This is a genomic window from Paraburkholderia sp. BR14320 (genome assembly GCF_040948665.1).
In the GTDB taxonomy this organism is placed as follows: Bacteria; Pseudomonadota; Gammaproteobacteria; order Burkholderiales; family Burkholderiaceae; genus Paraburkholderia; species Paraburkholderia youngii.
Window position 1 is genome coordinate 45,893 of the sequence record NZ_JBFPKG010000036.1, and the last position, 21,678, is coordinate 67,570.

Sequence of the window (21,678 nt, forward strand, 5' to 3'; positions counted from 1 at the left end):
GGCATCCGCATCGCGGCCGCTTCACTCGCATGGACATAGCTGGCTCGTTATTGCTCGCGATCGCGCTGATGCTGATTATCGAGGGGATGTTTCCGTTCGTTTTTCCGAGCGCCTGGCGCGACACGTTCCGTAAAATAGCGGAACGACCGCCGCATCAGATTCGCGTCGGTGGGCTCATCGTGATGTTGCTCGGGCTGGTTCTACTGTTCATCGCGACCTGAAGCCGGCTTGCTTGTCCGACGAACGCCGCGTGCTGTGGCGTGTTTCAACCGGCCGAGCGAAACACCGACTATCCGGTCAGGCCGCCGCGCGGCGCGCGCGAGCGCCGCTTAACGCCGCTTAACGCCGCTTAACGCCGCCCGCGCGTCGGTGTCAGCCGCCAGAATCAAGCCGCTATACGCCATTCACATTCATCATCGGCGCTTCAAGACGCCGTGTTCAACGCCGTAGGACTGTATCGATGTCGACCTGGTTGCTTCCTGAGAATATCGCCGACGTGCTGCCGTCGGAGGCCCGCAAGATCGAAGAATTGCGGCGTCACTTGCTGGACCGTTTCCGCTCGTACGGCTACGAGATGGTGATGCCGCCGCTGCTCGAATACCTCGAGTCGTTGCTGACGGGCGGCGGGCACGATCTGAATCTGCGCACCTTCAAGCTCGTCGATCAGTTGTCGGGCCGCACGCTCGGTCTGCGCGCCGACATCACGCCGCAGGTCGCGCGCATCGACGCGCATCTGCTGAACCGCCAGGGTGTCACGCGTCTTTGCTACGCGGGCAACGTCGCGCATACGCGGCCGCGCGGCCTGCATGCGACGCGTGAGCAGATCCAGATCGGTGCGGAAATCTACGGCCACGCGGGCCTCGAAGCGGACCTCGAAATCCAGCAGCTGATGCTCGACGCACTGCGTCTCGCCGGCCTCGCGAAGGTGCGTCTGGACCTGTGTCACGCGGGCGTGCTGGCGGCGCTGATCGAAGCCGAGCCGGCCGCCGAGGAACTCGGCCAGGCGCTCTACGACGCACTGGCCGGCAAGGACGTGCCGCGCCTCGTCGAGATGACCGCGCAATTCTCGCCGGTGATTCGCGACGCGCTACGCGCTCTGCCCACTTTGTACGGCGACGCATCGGTGCTCGAAGAGGCCCGCGCGCGTCTGCCGAATTCGCCGGCGATCGCCCGCGCGCTCGACGACCTCGCGTTCCTCGCGAGCCAGGTCGACGGCGCCGAAGTGATGATCGACCTCGCCGATCTGCGCGGCTACGCGTACCACAGTGGCGTGATGTTCTCCGCATACGTGGACGGTGTGCCGAACGCGGTGGCGCGCGGCGGCCGTTACGACCACGTCGGCCAGGCCTATGGCCGAGCCCGCGCGGCAACCGGCTTTTCGCTGGATCTGCGTGAAGTCGCGCGGATCTCGCCGATCGAAGCGCGCAGCAGCGCGATCCTCGCGCCGTGGCGGCACGACGAAGCGTTGCGCGTGGCGGTCGCGGCATTGCGCGATGGCGGTGAAGTGGTGATCCAGGCGCTGCCCGGCCACAAGCACGATCTCGATGAATTCGCGTTCGACCGCGTGCTGGTCGAGCGCAATGGCGCATGGGTGGTCGAACCGCGCGCTTGAGCCGCGCGTTCCGGTCAACCCCGCCGGGAACACGTTTGCGGCGCTCGCTACAGGGCGGTGCGAGCATCGCCCGAACCGGCGCGGTCGAGCGACTTTTCGCGGCCGCGCATCCCTCGCAATACTCAACATAACGTGCATACCTTTGAGCGGAAACGGAAAAATTCCGGAAGCTTCCGCGAACCTAGGTAAAATACGTTTTTAACCAGCTTACGAAACAACATGTCTGCCAGCGCAGTGAATGTGAACCCCGGGCGTAACGTCGTCGTCGTGGGTACCCAATGGGGTGATGAGGGCAAGGGCAAGATCGTCGACTGGCTGACGGACCACGCTCAGGGCGTCGTTCGCTTCCAGGGCGGTCACAATGCCGGTCACACGCTTATCATCGGCGGCAAGAAAACCATCTTGCGTCTGATTCCGTCGGGCATCATGCATCCCGGCGTCGCGTGCTATATCGGCAATGGCGTCGTGTTGTCGCCGGAAGCGCTGTTCAAGGAAATCGGCGAACTCGAAGCCGCCGGCATCGACGTCCAGAAGCGCCTGTTCATTTCCGAAGCTACCACGCTGATCCTGCCGTATCACATCGCGATCGACCAGGGCCGCGAAGCGCGCCGCGGCGCGAGCAAGATCGGCACGACCGGCCGCGGCATCGGCCCGGCTTATGAAGACAAGGTCGCGCGCCGCGGCCTGCGCGTGCAGGACCTGTTCGACGCGCCGGCCTTCGCCGAGCGGCTGCGCGAAAATCTCGACTATCACAACTTCGTGCTCACGCAGTACCTCGGTGCCGCCGCGGTCGACTTCCAGCAAACGCTCGACACGATGCTGAGCTACGCCGACCGTCTGAAGCCGATGGTCACCGACGTGTCGCGCCGCCTGTACGACGTCAACGCGAACGGCGGCAATCTACTGTTCGAAGGCGCGCAGGGCACGCTGCTCGACATCGACCACGGCACCTATCCGTTCGTCACGTCGAGCAACTGCGTCGCGGGTGCCGCGACGGCGGGCGCGGGCGTCGGTCCGCAGAAGCTCAACTACATCCTCGGTATCACCAAGGCGTACTGCACGCGTGTCGGTTCGGGCCCGTTCCCGAGCGAACTGTACGATGCGGACAATACCTCGCGCCAGGACCCGATCGGTCTCGAACTCGCCACCGTCGGCAAGGAATTCGGCTCGGTCACCGGCCGTCCGCGCCGCACCGGCTGGCTCGACGTCTCCGCGCTGCGCCGCTCGATCCAGATCAACGGCGTGACGGGTCTGTGCATGACCAAGCTCGACGTGCTCGACGGTCTCGACGAAGTGAAGCTGTGCGTCGGCTACACGGTCGACGGCCAGAACGTCGATCTGCTGCCGCGCGGCGCGACCGAAGTCGCACGCTGCGTACCGGTCTACGAAACTTTCGCGGGCTGGAAGGAAAGCACGGTCGGCATCAAGGAGTGGGACAAGCTGCCCGCCAATGCGCGTGCGTACCTGACGCGCGTGCAGGAAGTCGCGGGCATCCCGATCGACATGGTGTCCACCGGTCCGGATCGCGACGAAACGATTCTGTTGCGTCATCCGTTCAAGGTTTAAGTGATGCAAGGTGTACCGATGATCGCGATGAAAGATCCGCGTAACGACGACAAGAACCTGTGGGTCGGCTGGGACGAATATCACCGGCTGATCGAGGTGCTCGCACTTGCCGTGCACGAATCGGGCTGGAAGTTCGACAAGATCCTGTGCCTCGCGCGCGGCGGTCTGCGCGTCGGCGACCAGCTGTCGCGCATCTACGATCTGCCGCTGGCCATTCTCGCAACGAGCTCGTATCGCGAGGCGGCCGGCACGCAGCAGGGCGAACTCGACATCGCGCAATACATCACGATGACGCGCGGCGAACTGCACGGCAACGTGCTGCTCGTCGACGACCTCGTCGATTCGGGCGTCACGCTCGCGCGCGTGCAGCAGCATCTGAAGGAACGCTATCCGGCTATCACCGCGGTACGCTCGGCGGTGCTGTGGTACAAGGGCTGCTCGAAGGTGAAGCCCGATTATCACGTGCAGTACCTGCCGACCAACCCGTGGATTCATCAGCCGTTCGAGGAGTGGGACACCGTGCGTCCGCATAACCTCGGCGCCTGGATCAAGCGCGGCATTGCCCAGGCCGAGGAGGCGTCGGGCAATTAACGCGAGGCCGCGCGCGTCATCGCGGTGTCACAAACGGAGCCCAGTCAGGCTCCGTTTTTTTATGCGTCATGCGCCGCGGCGGAACCCTCGCCCTGCGGCAGACGGGTCCATATCGCAGTGCTACACTGCGCGGACATCCACGTGGCGTATCCACAACAAGCCGGGCGGTACCGGATGGGCAGTTTAAAATAGCGGTCGTTTTTTCCGCCCGGGAACGGATTTCCTCGCGTCCATGACAGATAACAACCACGAACACAAACAGCCGCTTCCTTCCCTTGCGATTGCCGCGATCGGAGTGGTGTTCGGCGACATCGGTACGAGTCCGTTGTACTCGCTGAAGGAAGCCTTCAGCCCGTCGCACGGTATCCCGTTGACCGATCAGTCGATCCTGGGCGTGATCTCGCTGCTGTTCTGGGCAATCATGATCGTGGTCGGCGTGAAGTACGTGCTGTTCGTGATGCGCGCCGACAACAACGGCGAGGGCGGCGTCCTCGCGCTGATGGCGCTGGCGTTGCGCTCGGTCGATCAGAAATCGAAAATGGCCGGCCTTCTGATGATGCTCGGCATCTTCGGCGCCTGCATGTTTTACGGCGACGCGGTGATCACGCCTGCGATCTCGGTGATTTCGGCGGTCGAAGGTCTGGAAATCGCCGCGCCGCATCTGTCGCATCTGGTGATTCCGCTGACCATCGTGATCCTGATCGTGCTGTTCTGGATCCAGCGGCACGGCACGGCCACGGTCGGCCGTCTGTTCGGCCCGATCATGATGCTGTGGTTCCTCGTGCTTGCCTTGCTCGGCCTGTGGCACATCATGCAGTCGCCGAACGTGATCCGCGCACTCAATCCGTACTACGCGTACACCTTCATGGCCGCGCACGTGCTGCAGGCCTACGTGGTGCTCGGCTCGGTCGTGCTGGTGCTGACCGGGGCCGAAGCGCTGTATGCGGACATGGGCCACTTCGGCGCGAAGCCGATCCGCATGGCGTGGTACGTGCTCGTGATGCCGTCGCTGGTGCTGAACTACTTCGGCCAGGGCGCGCTGCTGATGCACGACTCGAAGGCGATCGAAAATCCGTTCTTCCTGCTCGCGCCGGACTGGGCGCTGTTGCCGCTCGTCGTGCTGTCGACGGTCGCGACGGTGATCGCGTCACAGGCGGTGATTTCGGGCGCGTACTCGCTGACGAGCCAGGCGATCCAGCTCGGCTACGTGCCGCGCATGAAGGTCCTGCACACGTCCGAACTCGCGATCGGGCAGATCTATGTGCCGGTCGTGAACTGGATGCTGCTGTTCATCATCCTTTGCATCGTGATCGCGTTCAAGAGCTCCGACAATCTGGCCGCCGCGTACGGTATCGCGGTGACGGCAACGATGGTGATCACGACGATCCTCGCATGCGTCGTGATGGTGAAGGTGTGGAACTGGAACAAACTGCTCGTCGGACTCATCATCGGCGTATTCCTGGTGGTCGACCTCGGCTTTTTCGGTGCGAACCTGTTGAAGGTCGAAGAGGGCGGCTGGTTGCCGCTGTGCATCGGCGGCCTGCTGTTCTTCCTGTTGATGACGTGGTTCAAGGGCAGGATGATCGTGAAGGAGCGCACGGCCGCGGACGGTATTCCGCTGATGCCGTTCCTGCAAGGACTGGTCGCGCATCCGCCGCATCGCGTGTCGGGCACTGCGATCTATCTGACCGGCAGCGATTCGCTGGTGCCAGTGAGCCTGCTGCACAACTTGAAGCACAACAAGGTGCTGCACGAGCGCACGATCTTCCTGACCTTCGTCACGCGCGACATTCCGTATGTGAAAGACTCCGATCGCGTGACCGTGAAGGACATGAACGGTGGCCTGTGGCTGGTGAAGGCAGCCTACGGCTTCAACGAAACGCCCGACGTGAAGGCGGTGCTGCTCGACGTCGGTCGCACGCACGACATGACCTTCGAATTGATGGACACGTCGTTCTTCCTCGCGCGCGAAACGGTGGTGCCGACGCAACTGCCGGGGATGTCGGTGTGGCGTGAGCGTGTGTTCGCGTGGATGCATCAGAACGCCGCGAAGCCGACCGACTTCTTCAGCATCCCGGCTAACCGGGTCGTGGAGTTGGGGACCAAGATCGAGATTTGACGGCCCGCGTGTGACGTGCGGGAGCGCAAACAAAAAGCCCACGCAATGCGTGGGCTTTTTGTTTTATGCGCGCGTGCGTGTAAGCGGTTGTGCGCGCGACGCAGTCATGCAATGGACCGGAGCACGTCCAACGACGTACACCGGTCCAATACGCTCACTTCTGCTTGAGCTTGGCAAACGCGGCCGCCATCGCGCCGCCCGGCTCCGGTTCGCGCGAGCGCTGCGGCGCGCCCCGTCCCGCTCCGCCGCGGTTGAAGCCGCCCGAGCCGGCGCGATCCTGCTGCGCACCCCCGCCGCTGCGCGCGGTCGCCGCGCCGGGTTCGTCATCGAGACGCATCGTCAGCGCGATACGCTGGCGTTTCACGTCGACCTCCAGCACCTTGACCTTGACGATCTGTCCGGCTTTCACGACTTCATGCGGGTCCTTCACGAACTTCGTCGACATCGCCGACACGTGCACGAGACCGTCCTGATGCACGCCGACGTCGATGAATGCGCCGAACGCCGCGACGTTCGTCACGACGCCTTCGAGCACCATGCCCGGGATCAGATCGCTGACCTTCTCGACACCTTCGCGGAACGTCGCCGTCTTGAATTCGGGACGCGGATCGCGGCCCGGCTTTTCGAGTTCGACCAGGATGTCGCGCACGGTTGGCAGACCGAAGCGTTCATCGACGAATTCAGTGGGTGACAGTCCGCGCAACGCGTCGCGATTGCCGAGCACTTCGCCGACCTGCTTGCTGATCTTCGCGAGAATGCGCTGGACGACCGGATACGCCTCCGGGTGCACCGACGAGCGGTCGAGCGGATTCTCGCCGTTGTTGATGCGCAGGAAGCCGGCAGCCTGCTCGAAGGTCTTTTCGCCGAGACGCGGCACCTTACGCAGATGCTCGCGCGACGGGAACGGCCCGTTCGCATCGCGATAGTCGACGATGTTGCGCGCGAGCGTCGCGTTCAAGCCCGAGACCCGCGCGAGCAGCGCGACCGACGCGGTATTCGCATCGACGCCGACCGCGTTCACGCAGTCTTCGACGACCGCGTCGAGCGAGCGCGCGAGTTCGCGCTGGTTCACGTCGTGCTGATACTGTCCGACGCCGATCGCCTTCGGTTCGATCTTCACGAGCTCGGCGAGCGGGTCCTGCAGACGCCGCGCGATCGACACAGCGCCGCGCAGCGACACGTCCATGTCGGGGAATTCCTTCGCGGCGAGTTCGGACGCCGAGTACACCGATGCGCCCGCTTCCGACACGACGATCTTCTGCAGCTTCAGCTCCGGGTGACGCGCGATCAGCTCGCTCGCGAGCTTGTCGGTCTCACGCGACGCGGTGCCGTTGCCGATGCTGATCAACTCGGCCTGCGTTTGCGCGGCAAGGCGCGCGAGCTTCGCGAGCGAGCCGTCCCAGTCGCGGCGCGGCTCGTGCGGGTAGATCGTGTCGGTCGCGAGCACCTTGCCGGTGCGGTCGACCACCGCCACTTTCACGCCGGTGCGCAGGCCCGGATCGAGACCGATCACGGCCTTCGGACCAGCGGGCGCCGCGAGCAGCAGGTCTTTCAGGTTGCGTGCGAACACGCGGATCGCTTCGTGTTCGGCTTCGTCGCGCAGATTGGTCAGCAGCTCGTTTTCGAGGTGCGGCTGCACCTTCACGCGCCAGCACCAGCGGCAGACGTCGGAGAGCCACTTGTCGGCGGGGCGGTTCTGGTTGGCAATGCCGAAGTGCCGCGCGATCAGCGCTTCGCCCGGATGCGGCACCTGCGCGTCGAGCTCTTCGCCGAGACCGAGCTTGATCATCAGCACGCCGGCATTGCGGCCGCGGAAGAGGGCAAGCGCGCGATGCGACGGCACAGTGCGGATCGTTTCCGCGTAGTCGTAATAGTCGCGGAATTTCTCTTCTTCGGCAGTTTCCTTGCCTTCGACGACCTTCGACGACACCACGCCCTGGTTGAACAGATAGTCGCGCAGCTTGCCGAGCAGCTCGGCCGTTTCGCCGAACTGTTCGGAGAGGATGTCGCGCGCGCCGTCGAGCGCGGCCTTCACGTCGGCGACGCCTTTGTCCGCGTCCACGTAGGCGGCGGCTTCGGTTTGCGGATCGAGCAGCGGATTGCCGAGCAGCGCGTCGGCGAGTGGCTGCAAACCGGCTTCGCGTGCGATCTGCGCGCGCGTGCGGCGCTTCGGCTTGTACGGTAGATAGAGGTCTTCCAGCACCTGTTTGCTATCGGCGCCTTCGATCGCGCTGCGCAACTCGTCGGTGAGCTTGCCCTGTTCGTCGATGCTCGCGATGATCGCCGCGCGCCGGTCTTCCAGCTCGCGCAGATAGAGCAGGCGTTCCTCGAGGTTGCGCAGTTGCGTATCGTCGAGATTGCCGGTCACTTCCTTGCGGTAACGGGCGATGAACGGAACGGTCGCGCCTTCGTCGAGTAGTTCCACCGCGGCCGCGACCTGGCGCGGCTGGACGGACAGTTCGGTGGCGATGCGCTGGACGATCTTGAGTGCTACGGTTTCCGTCATAAGGTCTTGGTGTTCCTGCGGACTCAGTGATGGGCCGCGCGCGGGCGGCAATTCGGGACAGGCCGGGCGTGCGCCGCGACCAGGTTGCTAGAGCGGGGCATTTTGCCATAAATGCCAAAGGCCTCAACCGCGGGGTGTTAGAATTTCGGGCATGTTCCGTTGACCCTCTACGACGTTGCCAATCTCCTTGTCCCTCAACCGCCTGGTCTCTTCGCTGGCGTCAGGTTCGCTGCCGGGTTCGTCTCGGGGTTCGTCTCAATTGCCGCTGGTTTCGTTGCGCTGGTTCGGTCCGTCGGTGGTAACGGCGGCCGCGTCGTGCGTGATCGCCGCAGCGCTTGCCGTGCCGGTGTCGGCCGCGGCACAGAGCGCGACGCCCGCGCAAGATACGGCGCCGGTCGCGGCCTCGGGCCTGCAAGCCGCCGCAACGGGCGGCAGCCCTCAAAGCGCGAGTGATGCAGCCCCGCTGGACAAGTCGTTCGACGAGCGGCAACAGGTGCTCAATCAGCGCACCGACGACAACAACTATCAATTCGCTGTCGCGCAACACAACTGCTACAGCCGCTTCTTCGTCAATCACTGTTTGAATCGTGCGCGCGACGCGATGCGCAGCGTGCAGGCGGACATCCGCAAGGAGCAGCTCGCGCTCGACGCCGAGCAGCGTGCGCAGCGCGCCCGCGAGCGCGACGAGCGCACCGCGCTACGGCGCGCGCAAAACGAGGCGGAAGCGCCGCAACGCGCCGCCGAAGACGCGCGCAACGAGCAGGCGTATCAGGAAAAGCAGCGTCAGCACGCGCTCGATCAGGCGCAGCGCAACGCCGAGGCGCCGCAGCGCGAAGCCAATGCACAGGCCTACGAGGAGAAGCAGCGTCAGCACGCGCTCGAGCAGGCGCAGCGCAACGCCGCGGCACCGCAGCACCAGGCCAATGCGCAGGCCTACGAGGAGAAGCAGCGCCAGCATGCGCTCGACCAGGCGCAGCGTGGTGTCACGCCGGCGCAGTCGGCGGCCAATCAGAAGGCCTACGACCAGAAGCAGAGCGACTACCAGCGCAAGCTCGAGGAGGCGCGTAGGCAGGGCGCGCAACAGGCTGCGGAGCGCCAGCAAAAACAGGAGAATTTCGAGCGGAAGCAGGCCGAGGCCGCGCAGCACAAGCTCGATGTCGAAGCGCGTCAAAAGCAGGCCGCCGAAAAGGCCGAGCAGAAGCGTCAGGACCAGTTGAAGCAGCAACAGCTCGAAGAGCAGCAAAAGCAGCAGCAACAGCAACAGTAAGCGTGCTGTAGTGGGAGTGCCGTAGAGTGAGCCGTGGCGGTCGTGGCCACGGCCGCCGTAGTCGCCGTAATGCGTTTTGAGCCGGACAGCAACCTCAGGCATCGGACCGCGCGCACGCGGTCGGTGCCGCCGACCCGAGGAGGCGAGCATGCGCGATCGTCATCACGTCATCGACGCAAACACACTTCGCGACCGCATTCTGCAACTGGAATCGGAGCATAGTGGACTCGACCGGTTGATCGACCGGATGTCGGATGAACCCGGCATCGACGACTTCGAGTTGCAGCGCCTGAAAAAGCGCAAACTCAAAGTCAAGGACACCATCATCTTGCTGCAATTGCAGCTCGAACCGGACGCGCGCGCCTGAGTTCGCGGCCTGGCAGGCGCCGGGCGCGCAGCGCGCGAGCCCGACTTAGCAGGAACGCTTGCCTTGAATTCATCGCATGACACTTCATCCCGGGCCGCGCCGGACAACGCATCTGCTTCGGGCACGCCCGCGCCGCGCGCGGCAGCGCCGGTGCCGGGCGTGTCGTTGAGTCGGCGCCGCGCGAGCGAGCTCGACGACATCTTCGCCGACAACGGTCTGCTCGCGCGGCAGATCGACGGTTATCGGCCGCGTGCGTCGCAGATCGAGATGGCGCGCGCGGTTGCCGCGGCGATGGAGGCGTCGGGCCGTGCAATGCCCGAGCCCGTGATGTTCGAGGCGCAGAAGCGCCCGGCGCGACGCCTGCAGCAGACTGGCGCTGACGCCGCCACTGAGGCGACCGACAGCAACGCCGAAGCCGAAGGCGTCGAAGCAGGTGAGAACACGCTGATCGTCGAAGCGGGGACCGGCACCGGCAAGACCTATGCGTACCTCGTGCCGGCCATGCTGTGGGGCGGCAAGGTGATCGTCTCGACCGGCACCAAGCATCTGCAGGACCAGCTGTTCCAGCGCGACATTCCGACCGTGCGCGACGCGCTCGCGGTGCCGGTGTCGGTCGCGATGCTGAAGGGCCGCGCGAACTATCTGTGCCATTACTACCTGCAACGCACCGCGGACAACGGCCGTTTGCCGTCGCGCCAGGAGACCTCGTATCTGCAGGACATCGTGCGCTTCGCGAAGATCACGCGCACCGGCGACAAGGCTGAACTCGCGAGTGTGCCGGAGACCGCGCAGGTGTGGTCGATGGTCACCTCGACGCGCGACAACTGTCTCGGCCAGGAGTGTCCACACTACAAGGACTGCTTCGTGATGCAGGCGCGCCGCGAAGCGCAGCAGGCCGATATCGTGGTAGTCAACCACCATCTGTTTTTCGCCGACATCATGCTGCGCGATACCGGCATGGCGGAGTTGCTGCCGACTGCGAACACCGTCATCTTCGACGAAGCGCATCAGCTGCCCGAAACCGCCACGCTGTTTTTCGGCGAGACGCTATCGACCGCGCAGTTTCTCGAGCTCGCGCGCGATTCGGTGGCCGAGGGTCTCGGTCACGCACGCGATGCGGTCGATTGGGTCAAGCTCGGCGCGACGCTCGAGCGCGCCGCGCGCGACGTGCGGCTTGCGTTCAAGGAAGATACGGTGCGTCTGTCGATCGGCCAGTTGCCCGACGATCATCCGCTATTCCCCGCGCTCGACACGCTCGAAGCCGAGCTCGACGCTTTAGCTTCGGCGTTGGCGGGGCAGGCCGAGCGAGCCGAATCGCTGGGCGCGTGTCTGCGTCGCGCGCGCGAGCTCCAGGACGTGCTGAGCGGCTGGACCACGCGGCCAACGAGCGCGGAACGCGACGCGGGTGCGACACGCGAAGGCGACGCAGGTGCCGAGCGCACCAATCCGAACGAAAAGGTCCGCTGGATCGAGGTGTTCTCGCACACGGTGCAGTTGCACGAAACGCCGTTGTCGGTCGCGCCGATTTTCGCGAAACAGCGCGCCGGCGTGCCGCGCGCGTGGATCTTCACATCGGCGACGCTGTCGGTGCGGGGCGACTTTACGCACTACGCGGCGCAGATGGGCTTGAACTCGAAGCGCTCGATGAGCTTGCCGAGCCCGTTCGACTATCCGTCGCAAGGGCTTCTATACGTGCCGCGCAATCTGCCGCAGCCGTCATCGCCGATGTTCACCGACGCTGTGTTCGATGCGGCATTGCCCGCGATCGAAGCATCGGGTGGCGGCGTCTTCATGCTGTGCACGACGCTACGCGCGGTGGACCGTATCTCGGCGAAGCTGCGCGACGCGATCGAGTCGCGCGGCTGGGACTATCCGCTGCTGGTGCAGGGCGATGCGAGCCGCACCGAACTGCTCGATCGCTTTCGCACGTACGGCAATGCGATTCTGGTCGGCAGTCAGAGCTTCTGGGAAGGTGTGGACGTGCGCGGCGACGCGCTGTCGCTGGTGGTGATCGACAAGCTGCCGTTTGCGCCGCCAGACGATCCCGTGCTGGCCGCGCGGCTCGACGCACTGACGAAGAAGGGCTTGAGCCCGTTCGCCGTGCATCAGTTGCCGCAAGCCGTGATCACATTGAAGCAGGGCGCGGGCCGGCTGATTCGCGCGGAGACCGATCGTGGCGTGCTGATGATCTGCGATACGCGGCTCGTCGATAAGCCTTATGGCCGCCGTATCTGGCAGAGTCTGCCGCCGTTCAAACGCACCCGCGAGATAGAGGTGGTCCGCGAGTTCTTCGAGGAACCGGTCGAACGCGGTTGAATGTCTTGATCGGTTGCTGCGTTCAGGTGACGCAGCAACCCAACGACGTGTGCTGCATGCGCGGTGCATCGCAAACAAAAAAGCCACGAATTTGCATTCGTGGCTTTTTAATGCTGCTTGCCAGGGGCTGCTGGTTTGAGCAGCCTCCCTCATCGACGTTGGCTGCGACGAGAGCCGTCGCAACGTCGAGCGAGCGCAGCTTACTGGCTTGCGCCTGCAGCCGGCGATGCTGCTTCAGCCGGCGATGCTGCTTCAGCCGGGGATGCTGCTTCTGCGGGCGATGCTGCTTCTGCCGGGGATGCAGCGACTGCCGGCGATGCTGCTTCAGCCGGGGACGCGGCAGCAGGTGCGGACGCAGCATCTGACGGAGCAGCGGCTTGTTCGCTCTTATTGCATGCAGCGAGTGCCACAGCTGCCAACAGGGATGCTACGAGGAGGGATTTCTTCATGATCACGTCCTTTTATGGTTTAAAGGTAAGCAACAGCGCAAAATAAAACCGGTAATGTGCTCCAACACCGACCTGGGCCGCTGGTGGAGATGCTCTTTCGAGAGCTGGAATCTTCCCTACGGCTTGGGCGGAAATTATATGCACTTTCGTACTGACAGTCGATAAATCCGGGGTCAATACGTTGTCTTTCTCATACAAAATTTCACTGTACGGTATAGCACGTGGGCAGAGTTACGCAAGCTCGCCCACCTGTATCCAGCCCGCACGATACCACTCGTGTAGCAGTGATGTCACAGATGAATCGTGCGATAGTGTTACAAAGCGTTTCGCACTCATGGACCTCCGATTCGCGAGATCAAACAGCCATTTTTTCGCGCCGTCCCACGTCATTTCTTCTCCATTTACGAAGAAAAAACGACGTTCATACAACAGGTTAGTCTTGCGATCGAGCCGTAGACCGGATTTCGATGCGACGCCGATGAAACGGGCTTCGTTGAGCGGCCGTTGGGGCGGATCGAAGACGACACTCGGCTTCGGTTCGCTGAGGTATGTGCCGAGGAACGACGCAATGTCCTGCTCATTCCATCGCACTTTAGCAAGCATCGCGCCCACCCGGTCGACGAGCGCCGCGGGCAGTTCGGCCGGCCGCTCGACGGCGGCCTGCCGCGGATCGCGGTAAAGGGCGCCGGCCTTGCCTGTCGCGTCTCCGCGCTCGGCCAGGTGGTACAGAAACTGCGCGGTCAATTCGCTCTCGGACGGTGCGCGAAAACCGATCGAACAGGTCATGCATTCGCCCTCGGCGATGCCGTCGTGCGCGATGTGCGGCGGCAGATACAACATGTCGCCGGGCTCGAGCACCCACTCCTGATCGTGCTCGAAGTGCTGTAAAACTTTCAACGGCAAGCCGGGCTGCAGCGTCAGGTCTTTTTGCGCGCTGATCCGCCAGCGGCGCTTGCCTTTTACTTGCAAAAGAAACACATCGTAGGAATCGAAGTGCGGGCCGACGCCGCCGCCATCGGTCGCATACGAAATCATCAGGTCGTCGAGACGCGCGTCCGGCACGAAGCGGAAACGGTCGAGCAACGCACGGGCGCGATCGTCATGCAGGTCCACGCCCTGCACGAGCAGGGTCCACGCGCGCTGTTTGACGGACGGCAGTTCGTCGGGCCCAAACGGGCCGTGCTCGAGTTGCCATTTGTTGCGGAAGTGCGTGATCAGGCGTGCTTCGACGTCGTCCTGATCGGCCAGCTCGAACAACTCGTCGCGCGACAGCGGCGCTTCGATGTCCGGAATCGCCTGGCGGATCAGCAGCGGCTTTTTCTGCCAGTAGCGGCGCATGAATTGCGACGGGCTAAGCTGGCCGAGCAGTGCGGTCGGAATGTCGGGCGAGGGCGGAAGAATGGGCTGCGTGGCCGGCTTTGCAGCAGACGGCGAATTGCTTGCCGAACGTGCATCGGCCGGGAGGTGAGTGGGCCGCCTGGGCATCGTATAATGTGAGTTGTATTCTGGAGAATCGAATGAAAATCGCAAAGAACACCGTCGTGTCGGTCGCGTACAAGCTGTCGGATGCGCAAGGCAATCTGATCGAGGAAAGCGAAGAGCCGATGGTCTATCTTCACGGCGGCTATGATGGCACGTTCCCCAAGATCGAGGAAGAGCTCGACGGCCACGAGGCTGGCTTCGAAACCCAGATCCAGCTCGAGCCGCAAGACGCGTTCGGCGAATACGATCCCGAGCTTGTGAAGATCGAGCCGCGCGATCGCTTCCCGGAACCGCTCGAAGTCGGCATGCAGTTCGAAGGCACCCCGGAAGATGGCGACGAGGAAATCGACGCGCTGGTCTACGTGGTGACCGACGTCGCCGAAGACAAGGTCGTGCTCGACGGCAACCATCCGCTCGCCGGCATGGCGCTGCGTTTCGCGTTGACCGTCAAAGACGTGCGTCCGGCAACTGAAGACGAAATCCAGCACGAGCACGCGCATGGCGCGGACGGCCTCGAAGTCCTCGACGACGACGAAGACGAGGACGAAGACGACAACTCAAAACCGACCCTGCACTGAGCTTGCGGGTGTGCGCGGTGTCGTCGCGGGGGCAGGCGGCACCGGTGCGGGCAATGCTGGCGAAGCTGGCAGTATCGACCCCGGCGGCATTGAGATCGCGGGCCCGTAGTCGCCGCCGCCCTGGTCGGACGGGATGCGCGGCTGCTGGTCCTGCGACTCTCCAGGCGTCTGCAATACGGGCGGCAATTCCGACCCCGGCCCGAACCCTTCCACATTCGGCATCTCCGGCGCAGCCGGCATCGACGCGCCGGATTCGTCACGCGGCGATACGGGTGGCAAGACAGGCGGCGTGGTGGGCAGCGGCATCTGCTTCGGCACGTCGCGCACGCTGACTCTGAACGGCGGCTTCCTGCCGAAATCCGCTTCTACTTGAATCCATTGGTTGAGACGATCACGCGGCGCGAGCGCAATGCGCGTGAAGTTCGTCACGACCATCCCCTTGTCGTTGCGTAGCGGCTGATCGATGACGAAACCTCCGGCCTGCCGTTCATCGTCTGCATGAACGACGACCACGGGTCCGGAGAAAATCTGCGCGAGCTTGACCAGACTGCGCTTGAATTCGAGAAAGCCGTCGCGGCGCGGACTGTGCGCAAAGTGCAGCCAGGCGAACCGTTCGGGTCGCTCATAGCGCTCCGGGGCGAAGTCACCCTGAATGAACACGACGATCGCGCGCGCGTCCCGGCGCTTCGCGTATTCGGCGGCGTGCTCGAGCCAGAATGCATTGGCGATCACGCGATCTTCGAACTCACCGTTTCTGCCGGCCGCGCTCAGGTAGTGATTGTTCGGACCCGGCGCGTTCAAACCGATGAAGACGATGTCGCCGCCTTTTGTATTCGCTTTTTCGTTGACCACCCAGCGCACGTTTTCGCGAAATGGACGGAAGCGCGACACCTCGCTCTCGCGCGTCAAGGCGACCGGGTTCTGTCCCATCGAGGTCGGCTCGGCGAACAGCGTCTGGCGCAACTGGTCGAGCCGTTCGACCGGATCGAAGCCGCCGGCTTCCGCCGTGCCGCAATCGACCCAGTCATGCTGGCCGGGGATAAAAAAGAGGGCAGTGCGCGAGCTATCGAGCAACGTCTGACGGCGCTCGAGCAACGCGTCGCGACAAACTTCCTTCGGCCCTTTCAGATTGCCGTCGTAGACGATGAAGCGCACATCGCGCTCGCGGCCAATCGCATCGAGCAACCGTTGCGTGGCGGCTTCGTCCGCGGGGCTGTGCATCGTGTCGGAGACCACTGCGAACCCGAAGCGCGAGGCTTCTGCGTGCGCCGGCGCGCTCCATGCGCACACGGCCGCGAGCACGACGATGCCGCCTGCCGGTGCGAGCACGTGGCGCAGCGCTGCGCGAAGCCCGCACGGATGCGGCGGGCGTCTCCGCGTGTCAGTGGTTCGCATCCGGAGCGACGGCCAGTTCATGCAGTTCGTACAGCAGATCGAGCGCTTCGCGCGGCCGCAGATCGTTCGGATCGATGCCGCGCAGGCGCTCGACGAGTGTCTGCATTGCGGGCGACGCAGGCGTTGCGTCGCTCGCCGCCTCGAGGTCGTCGTCCGCATCTTCGGCGAGCATGGCAGGCTGCGTCGCAAACAGATCGAGTTGCGGCGCGGGCTGCGCGGCCGATTGCTGTTCCAGATGCGCGAGATGTTTGCGCGCCGCGCGGATCACCGCGTTGGGGACGCCGGCGAGTTGCGCGACCTGCAGACCGTAGCTCTGATTGGCCGGTCCTTCGTTGACAGCATGCAGGAACACGATGCCATGCCCATGCTCGACCGCCGACAGATGCACGTTTGCTGCGTGCGGAAATTCCGCGGGCAGTTGCGTCAGCTCGAAATAGTGCGTCGCAAACAGCGTGTAGCAGCCATTGTGGGATAGCAGGTGACGCGCGATCGCCCACGCGAGCGCGAGACCGTCAAAGGTCGATGTGCCGCGGCCGATCTCGTCCATCAGCACGAGGCTTTGCGGCGTCGCGTCGTTGAGGATCGCGGCGGCTTCGGTCATCTCGACCATGAAGGTCGAGCGGCCGCCGGCGAGGTCGTCGGCGGCGCCGATGCGCGTGAAGATACGGTCGATCGGTCCGAAGGCCGCGCGCCGCGCCGGCACGTAGCTGCCAACGTATGCGAGCAGCGCGATCAACGCGGTCTGGCGCATGAAAGTCGACTTACCGCCCATGTTCGGACCGGTGATCAACAGCAGCTTGCGCTCGGTCGCGAGTGAGCAATCGTTGGCGATGAACTGCTCGACCTGCGCCTCCACCACCGGATGACGACCCTGCTCGATGTCGATGCCGGCGTTCGCCGAGAACGTCGGCGCAACCCAGTCGAGCGCGCGAGCGCGTTCGCCGAACGCGGCCAGCAGATCGAGTTCGGCAAGCGCGAGTGCGACGCGCTGACAGTCGGGAATGAACGGCAGCAACGCTTGCAGCAATGCGTCGTACAGTGCGCGTTCGCGCGCGAGCGCGCGTTCCTGAGCGGACAGCGCTTTGTCCTCGAAGGTCTTCAGCTCGGGCGTGATGTAGCGCTCGGCGTTCTTCAGCGTCTGCCGGCGGCGATAGTCGTCGGGCACCTTGTCGGTCTGGCCGCGCGTGACTTCGATATAGAAGCCGTGCACCTTGTTGTACTCGACGCGCAGATTGTTGATGCCGGTGCGCGCGCGTTCGCGTGTTTCGAGATCGATCAGGAACTGTCCGCAGTTCTCCGAAATATCGCGCAGTTCGTCGAGTTCCGCGTCATAGCCGCGTGCGATGACGCCGCCGTCGCGCACCATCGCGGCCGGCTCTTGGGCGACCGCGAGCTTGAGCAAATCGACGCACGCATCCGGCGGCTCGAGCGCCGCGTCGATGCGCGCAAGCGAATCCGCGTTCGCTGCCACTACCGCGAGCTGCGCGCGCAAAGCAGGCAGCGCGATGAAGGTATCGCGCAGGCTCGACAGATCGCGCGGCCGCGCCGACAGCAGCGCGAGACGCCCGGTGATCCGTTCGATGTCTGAAATCTGCCGCAATGCGCTGCGCAATGTATCGAGATCGGTGCCCGGCGGCGCGTCGAGCAACGCGCCGATCGCCTGCTGCCGCGCCTGCGCCACCGCCGAATCGCGCGGCGGATGATGCAGCCAGTGACGCAGCAGGCGGCTGCCCATCGTCGTGCAGCAGGTGTCGAGCAGCGAGCACAGCGTCGGCGATTCGGTGCCGCGCAGCGTCTCCGTGAGTTCGAGATTGCGGCGCGTGGCCGGATCGAGGCCGATGTATTCGGATTCGGATTCGACCTTCAGGCTGCGCACGTGACGCAGTTGCTGGCCTTGCGTAGACGCCGCATACAGCAGCAATGCGCCCGCCGCGCCGCATGCGCAGCCGAGCGAATGCGCGCCGAAGCCGTCGAGGCTCGCGACTTCGAGCTGATCGCACAGGCGCTTCGTACCCGACGTGACATCGAAGTGCCAGGCCGGCACGCGCTTGAGCGCGCTGGCGTTGACAGGCGGTGTCCAGCTGGTGGAGTCGGCGGCGGCATCGGCGACCAGAATTTCCGCGGGACGAATACGCTCCAGCGCGGCGGCGACCTGATCGGGCGCGACTTCGGCGAGGCGCAGCGCGCCGCTCGCGAGATTGAGCCACGCAAGACCGACGCTCGTCGCGACGCCGCGGCGATTGTGCGCGACGCACAGCGCGAGCAGATAGACATCGCTCTTGTCGGACAGCAGCGCGGCGTCGGTCAGCGTGCCAGGGGTGACCACCCGCATCACCTTGCGCTCGACCGGGCCTTTCGAGGTGGCCGGGTCGCCGATCTGTTCGCAGATCGCGACCGATTCGCCGAGCTTCACGAGCTTGGCCAGATACTGCTCGACCGAGTGATGCGGCACGCCGGCCATCTTGATCGGATTGCCCGCCGATGCGCCGCGCTGCGTGAGCGTCAGGTCGAGCAGGCGCGCGGCTTTTTCCGCGTCGTCGAAAAAGAGTTCGTAGAAGTCGCCCATCCGGTAGAACACCAGCGTGCCCGGATGCTCCGCCTTGATGCGCAGGTACTGCTGCATCATCGGCGTGTGTTGTGCGACGTCGTTGGCCGCTGCGGTTTGAATGCCCATCCTTCGTGTCTTCTTGCGGTAGATGCTCAGGGCGTGAGTTTAACCCGCCGGCGGGGCGAGCGGACCCTGGCCGAACGGACGATGCCCAACCCGGGAGCATGATGGCAGCATGAGCGATCCGATATAAGCGTGCGATTTACGCGATCGCGGCGGGCTGCGCCGTCGAGCCGCGCCACGCGCGGTCATTGCCGGAGCACCCCGATGCATTCATTCCTCGATCATCGCCCGCATGTCCACTCTGCGTTCGTTCTCGGCGCTGCGGCGTTTCGCGAGCCACATCAGCACTGTGATGAAGCTGCCGAACACGACGATGATCCACTGCGCGGGCATCTTTGCCGTGAGCAGCAGCGCGTACACGCCGAGCATCAGCAGCACCGCGAGGTTCTGGTTGAAATTCTGCACGGCGATCGAGTGACCGGCCGACAGCAGCGTCGCGCCGCGATGCTGCAGGACCGCGTTCATCGGCACGATGAAAAAGCCCGACAGTCCGCCGAGCACGATCATCAGCGGGTAGGCCAGCAGAATGTAGTAGGGCGCGACGTGCGTGCCGAAGCGCAGCCCCGCGCCCGGCGGGAACAGGTCCTTGTTGTAGAAGGCCATCAAGATCGCCACCGCACCTGTGAGCACGCCGACCGGCAAAACCTTCAGCGAGTGTCGCAACGGAATCAGCGCGGCCGCACTCGCCGCGCCGATCGCGATGCCGACGCCGGTCACGCCCTGCATCACCGCGGCTTTCGACAACGACAGCCCGAGGTTCACGTTCGCCCATTTGAGCACCAGCAGCTGCATCGTCACCGCGGCGCCCCACATCAGCGTGGTCACCCACAGCGCGATCTGCGCGAGCTTGTCGGCCCACAGCACGCGGAAGCAGTGATGGAAATCGCCGAGCAGCTTGCTCGGCTCGGTCAGCCGGTTCGGATAGCGCGCGCCGGTATCCGGAATGAAGATGTTGATCGCGGCGGCGATCGCGTAGGTGAGCATCACCGCGGCCATCGCGAGATCGGCGGCGGAGTGCATCAGCGGCAAATGCACGCGCGTGACGAAATGCTCGACGACGGTGCTGATCAGCGCACCACCGAGCATCGTGCCGACGATCGTCGACAGCACCGTCGCCGATTCGAGCCACGCGTTCGCGCGCACCAGCTTTTCGGCGGGCAGCAGCTCGGTGAGGATGCCGTACTTGGCGGGCGAATACGCGGCCGCGCCGAAGCCGACCACGCCGTAGGCGATCATCGGATGAACGCCGATGATCATCATCAGGCAGCCGCTCGCCTTCAGCGCGTTGGAGATGAACATCACGTGGCGCTTTTGCATCGAATCGGCGAACGCGCCGACAAAGGGCGCGAGCAGCACGTACGAGATCGTGAAGAAGACCTGCAGCAGCGGCGTAACCCACGCGGCCGAGCGCATTGCGGAAAGCAGCGCGATGGCTGCGATCAACAGCGCATTGTCGGCGAGCGACGAAATGAACTGTGCCGCGATGATCGTATGGAAGCCTTTTTTCATGGGGCCGGTTAGAGTCTGCGCCCGGGGTGAACGTCGGACAGGGTCAAAGCGGGATGGAGCACAGAACGGTCCCGGCCAAGTCCCGTCCCGAGTCACCGCGGCTTTTCGGCACGCCGCCCCGTACGCCGCAGCGCCGCCAACAAAAAAGCGGCCGAAGCCGCTTTTCTGCACAACTCTTATACGTTGCCGCGGTTCCGCCGCGGCGGTGCACCTTACGCCGACTGCTGACGTGTGCGGCTATAGCGCGACAGGATCGGAATCATCTGCGCGTAGACCTTCGGGTTGCCCGCGACGACTTCGCCGACGTGCAGGAAATCCGAATCACCAGTGTAGTTGCCGACCAGACCGCCGGCTTCGGTGATCAGCAGGCTGGCCGCCGCGACGTCCCATGCGTTCAGGCCCTGCTCGAAGAAGCCGTCCATGCGGCCGGCCGCGACGTTGGCCAGATCGAGCGCGGCGGCGCCCGGACGGCGCAAGCCCGCGCAGGCTTCGGTCATCTCGGCGAACTGACGGCCGTACGATTCGATGCTGTCCTGCGCGCGGAACGGAAAGCCGGTGCCGATCAGGCAGTCGGCGAGGCGGTCACGCTTGGCGACGCGGATGCGGCGATCGTTGAGGAACGCGCCACGGCCGCGCGATGCGGTAAACAGATCGTTGCGGTTCGGGTCGTAGACGACGGCCTGCGTGACGATGCCCTTGTGCGCGAGCGCGATCGACACGCAGTAGTAGGGGAAGCCGTGGATAAAGTTGGTGGTGCCGTCGAGCGGATCGATGATCCACTGGTATTCGGAATTGTCGTTCGACTTGCCCGATTCTTCGGCGAGGATGGCGTGATCGGGATAAGCGGTCTTCAGCGTTTCGATGATCGCTGCTTCGGACGCTTTGTCGACCTCCGTGACGAAATCGTTGTGCTGCTTTTTGCTGACCTGAATCAGGTCGAGATCGAGCGATGCGCGGTTGATGATCTGAGCTGCGCGGCGCGCGGCCTTCACAGCGATATTGAGCATGGGATGCATAAACTGATCCTTGTGCCGGGGCAGCACGGCTGCCGGCCGGTAAATAAGCGCGAAACCTGCGCTAACGGGCGCCGCAACGACGCAAAAAACAGTACGGAACGGCCGCCCGGCTATCCAACCGGAGCGCATTCCGTCGACGGAGACGAATTGAATAAGAACGGTGCGGCCGGTTCGACGAAGGCTTTAGCAAACGTCGGCGCCGGACGCGAAAAGCGGTATTTTACCTGAGTCCGG

The 21,678-nt window shown here is 64.2% G+C and carries 17 protein-coding genes; 10 read left to right on the plus strand and 7 right to left on the minus strand.

The window, feature by feature from the left end; all coding sequences use genetic code 11:
* The first annotated feature begins 29 nt into the window (after positions 1-29).
* From AB3X89_RS27360 to AB3X89_RS27380, 5 genes are all read left to right on the plus strand, one after another.
* Positions 30-221, plus strand: a complete 192-nt coding sequence (locus AB3X89_RS27360) for a DUF2065 domain-containing protein (protein WP_013089773.1) — start codon at positions 30-32, stop codon at positions 219-221.
* A 239-nt stretch (positions 222-460) separates the two neighbouring features.
* Entirely contained in the window at positions 461-1,612 is a 1,152-nt protein-coding gene (locus AB3X89_RS27365) for an ATP phosphoribosyltransferase regulatory subunit (protein WP_176136218.1), read from the plus strand.
* A gap of 219 nt (positions 1,613-1,831) precedes the next feature.
* Positions 1,832-3,178, plus strand: a complete 1,347-nt coding sequence (locus AB3X89_RS27370; protein WP_368586077.1) for an adenylosuccinate synthase — start codon at positions 1,832-1,834, stop codon at positions 3,176-3,178.
* Between the two features lie 18 nt (positions 3,179-3,196).
* Complete coding sequence (locus AB3X89_RS27375) at positions 3,197-3,769, plus strand: phosphoribosyltransferase (RefSeq protein WP_013089770.1); 573 nt, start codon at positions 3,197-3,199, stop codon at positions 3,767-3,769.
* 232 nt (positions 3,770-4,001) lie between these two features.
* On the plus strand, positions 4,002-5,888 hold the full coding sequence (locus tag AB3X89_RS27380; protein WP_368586078.1) for a potassium transporter Kup: 1,887 nt from the start codon (positions 4,002-4,004) through the stop codon (positions 5,886-5,888).
* Between the two features lie 154 nt (positions 5,889-6,042).
* On the opposite strand, the gene AB3X89_RS27385 is transcribed toward AB3X89_RS27380, so the two are convergent.
* A complete protein-coding gene (locus AB3X89_RS27385; RefSeq protein WP_368586079.1) occupies positions 6,043-8,394 on the minus strand; it encodes a Tex family protein in 2,352 nt (783 codons plus the stop codon).
* A 259-nt stretch (positions 8,395-8,653) separates the two neighbouring features.
* Here AB3X89_RS27385 and AB3X89_RS27390 point away from each other — a divergent pair, with 259 nt between their 5' ends.
* The 3 genes from AB3X89_RS27390 to AB3X89_RS27400 all read left to right on the plus strand — a co-directional run bounded on the left by AB3X89_RS27390 (position 8,654) and on the right by AB3X89_RS27400 (position 12,344).
* Positions 8,654-9,661 (plus strand): hypothetical protein, encoded by a 1,008-nt coding sequence (locus AB3X89_RS27390; RefSeq protein ID WP_368586097.1) that lies wholly within the window; start codon positions 8,654-8,656, stop codon positions 9,659-9,661.
* Between the two features lie 148 nt (positions 9,662-9,809).
* A complete protein-coding gene (locus AB3X89_RS27395) occupies positions 9,810-10,028 on the plus strand; it encodes a DUF465 domain-containing protein (protein WP_013089766.1) in 219 nt (72 codons plus the stop codon).
* A 63-nt stretch (positions 10,029-10,091) separates the two neighbouring features.
* Positions 10,092-12,344, plus strand: coding sequence for an ATP-dependent DNA helicase (locus AB3X89_RS27400; protein WP_368586080.1), 2,253 nt, complete (start codon positions 10,092-10,094; stop codon positions 12,342-12,344).
* 200 nt (positions 12,345-12,544) lie between these two features.
* Here the strand turns inward: AB3X89_RS27400 and AB3X89_RS27405 are convergent, their stop codons facing one another.
* Positions 12,545-12,793, minus strand: coding sequence for a hypothetical protein (locus AB3X89_RS27405; protein WP_368586081.1), 249 nt, complete (start codon positions 12,791-12,793; stop codon positions 12,545-12,547).
* Between the two features lie 231 nt (positions 12,794-13,024).
* The gene (locus tag AB3X89_RS27410) at positions 13,025-14,278 is read right to left on the minus strand and encodes a cupin domain-containing protein (RefSeq protein WP_368586082.1); all 1,254 of its coding nucleotides are present in this window, start codon (positions 14,276-14,278) and stop codon (positions 13,025-13,027) included.
* Positions 14,279-14,310: 32 nt separating this feature from the next.
* On the opposite strand from AB3X89_RS27410, the gene AB3X89_RS27415 reads away from it, so the two are divergent.
* Complete coding sequence (locus AB3X89_RS27415) at positions 14,311-14,853, plus strand: peptidylprolyl isomerase (RefSeq protein WP_013089763.1); 543 nt, start codon at positions 14,311-14,313, stop codon at positions 14,851-14,853.
* Here AB3X89_RS27415 and AB3X89_RS27420 read toward each other — a convergent pair.
* The 4 genes from AB3X89_RS27420 to AB3X89_RS27435 all read right to left on the minus strand — a co-directional run bounded on the left by AB3X89_RS27420 (position 14,833) and on the right by AB3X89_RS27435 (position 21,444).
* Positions 14,833-16,248, minus strand: coding sequence for a hypothetical protein (locus tag AB3X89_RS27420; protein ID WP_368586083.1), 1,416 nt, complete (start codon positions 16,246-16,248; stop codon positions 14,833-14,835). The genes AB3X89_RS27415 and AB3X89_RS27420 overlap by 21 nt on opposite strands.
* Entirely contained in the window at positions 16,235-18,922 is a 2,688-nt protein-coding gene (mutS, locus tag AB3X89_RS27425; protein WP_368586084.1) for a DNA mismatch repair protein MutS, read from the minus strand. Before mutS ends, AB3X89_RS27420 begins: the two co-directional genes overlap by 14 nt.
* A gap of 207 nt (positions 18,923-19,129) precedes the next feature.
* On the minus strand, positions 19,130-20,428 hold the full coding sequence (gene lplT / locus AB3X89_RS27430) for a lysophospholipid transporter LplT (RefSeq protein WP_368586085.1): 1,299 nt from the start codon (positions 20,426-20,428) through the stop codon (positions 19,130-19,132).
* Positions 20,429-20,640: 212 nt separating this feature from the next.
* On the minus strand, positions 20,641-21,444 hold the full coding sequence (locus AB3X89_RS27435; protein ID WP_368586086.1) for an inositol monophosphatase family protein: 804 nt from the start codon (positions 21,442-21,444) through the stop codon (positions 20,641-20,643).
* On the opposite strand from AB3X89_RS27435, the gene AB3X89_RS27440 reads away from it, so the two are divergent.
* Complete coding sequence (locus tag AB3X89_RS27440; protein WP_368586087.1) at positions 21,439-21,672, plus strand: hypothetical protein; 234 nt, start codon at positions 21,439-21,441, stop codon at positions 21,670-21,672. The genes AB3X89_RS27435 and AB3X89_RS27440 overlap by 6 nt on opposite strands.
* Positions 21,673-21,678: the final 6 nt, after the last annotated feature.